2 protein-coding genes and 1 pseudogene are annotated in these 1,747 nt (G+C 71.3%); all 3 read right to left on the bottom strand.

Going from position 1 to position 1,747, the window contains the following annotated elements; all coding sequences use genetic code 11:
• Window positions 1–53: 53 nt before the first annotated feature.
• Window positions 54–698 carry a phenazine biosynthesis FMN-dependent oxidase PhzG gene (gene phzG / locus HMPREF2716_RS14680; protein ID WP_003112073.1) on the bottom strand — a complete coding sequence of 215 codons (645 nt, stop codon included), beginning with the start codon at window positions 696–698 and terminating at the stop codon, window positions 54–56.
• Window positions 699–723: 25 nt separating this feature from the next.
• Window positions 724–1,560, bottom strand: coding sequence for a phenazine biosynthesis protein PhzF (phzF, locus tag HMPREF2716_RS14675; protein ID WP_003093628.1), 837 nt, complete (start codon window positions 1,558–1,560; stop codon window positions 724–726).
• A 13-nt stretch (window positions 1,561–1,573) separates the two neighbouring features.
• Window positions 1,574–1,747, bottom strand: a pseudogene (locus HMPREF2716_RS28790) (hypothetical protein); the annotation flags it as partial.

Genomic DNA, 1,747 nt, shown 5'->3' with positions numbered 1-1,747 from the left:
CTCCGGGGCCGCGGGACGCATATCCGCCGTGAAACGCCGGCGCAGCGGTGTCGTCACGGTTGCAGGTAGCGGTGCTTCCAGCCTCCTTCGTCGCGGTCGTAGCGCAGGCGCTCGTGCAGCCGCTCGGTGCCGTTGCCCCAGAACTCCACCGACTCCAGGCACAGTTCGAACAGGCAGTAGCCCGGCGGGCGCGGCAGCGGGCCGTCGGTTTCCGCCAGGCGCCGGGCTTCGGCGCGCAGGGCGTGGATGTCGGCGAGGGTTTCGCTCTGCCGCGAGGCGATCGACATCGGGTGGGTCTGGTACGGGCGGCTCAGCCACTGGGCGTCGGCGCGCTCGTCGGGCAGGCGTTCGGCGCGGCCGTTGAGGATGATCTGCTGGCTGCTCTCGCGCCAGTACAGCACCCCCGAGGCCCAGGGGTTCTGCGCCAGTTCACGGCCCTTCTGGCTATCGGCGTGGGTGGCGAACACCACCCCGCGCTCGCCCAGCTCGGCGATCACCACGATCCGCGTCGACGGCCGGCCCTGCCCGTCGACCGTGGCCAGGGCCAGTGCCCGCGGCTCGCGCACGCCATAGCGGCGGGCGCGTTCCAGCCAGTTGCGCAGCACCTCCATGGGGTTCGCCGGCGGCGCCTCGAACTCCGGGAAAGGGGCTTCGATGGTCCCGGTGAGGGACTCGGAAATGTTCGCGTTGACGCCCATCATGGCGTTCCTCCGTTCTGCCCGTTCACAGGTAGGCCCGGCCTTCGGCGAAGGCCGCGCCGTTGCCCGACACTTCCACCGCCGAGACCCGCTCGCCGGCGCCCTCGGCGCGGGCGTACATGCGCGACGGCCGGCCGATCTCGACGCCCTGGAGGATCTCGATCTGCTGCCCGTAGGGAATCTGCCGGTGGCGCGCCAGGTGGATCGCCAGCGGCCCGGCGGCGGAACCGGTGGCGGCGTCCTCGACCACGCCGTAGGCCGGCGAGAACATGCGGCTGCGCCAGTGCCGCCCGGCGCCGGCGAAGCAGTTCACCGCCAGGTCCGGGAAGTCGCACAGCGCGCGGTGGTCGGGGTGCAGCGCGGACAGCGCGGCGACGCTCTCCAGGCCGACGAAGACGTGGCGCGGGCCGTTGCGGTAGACCTCGATGGGAAAGGTCGAGCCCTTCAGGCCGAGGGCGGCGAGCAGCTCGGCCGGGCGGCTGAAGTGCTCCCAGGTGGGGATCGGCTGCTGCATGCTGCAGGCCACCACCTTGCCGTCCTGGCGTTCCAGGGCGAAGGGCACGGTGCCCATCCTGGTCTCCAGGAACAGCCTGTCCTTGTCGGTCTCGGCGCCCAGGGCGATGGCGGTGCCCAGCAGCGGGTGGCCGGCGAACGGCAGTTCGTTGACCGGGGTGAAGATGCGGATGCGCGCGTCGCCGTCCTGTTGCGGGCGGAGCACGAAGGTACTCTCCGACAGGTTCATCTCCCGCGCCATGCGCTGCATGCGCTCGCCGCTGAGGTCGTCGCAGTCGAAGAACACCGCCACCGGGTTGCCTTGCAGCGGTTCGCTGGCGAAGGCGTCTATCACGACATATCTGTGCATGGGCTCTCCTGGCTCAGGGCCGCCGCTCGACCAGCGCGTGACGCAGCAGGTCGGCGATGATGCGCGGACCCTCGCGGGTCAGCACCGATTCGGGGTGGAATTGCATGGAGGCGAAGCGCGGCCCGCGCAGGGCATGAACCTCGCCGGTCTCGCGGTCGCGGCTGATCTCGATCGGGCCGACCTCGGG

The organism is Pseudomonas sp. HMSC076A11 (genome assembly GCF_001810205.1).
GTDB lineage: Bacteria > Pseudomonadota > Gammaproteobacteria > Pseudomonadales > Pseudomonadaceae > Pseudomonas > Pseudomonas aeruginosa.
Note: the sequence above shows the minus strand (reverse complement) of the source record. Positions and strands in the feature narration are given on the sequence as shown.

Coding starts and splice junctions, on each gene's coding strand:
- phzG (WP_003112073.1), bottom strand. CDS start 698: ATGGGCGTCAACGCGAACATTTCCGAGTCCCTCACCGGGACCATCGAA.
- phzF (WP_003093628.1), bottom strand. CDS start 1,560: ATGCACAGATATGTCGTGATAGACGCCTTCGCCAGCGAACCGCTGCAA.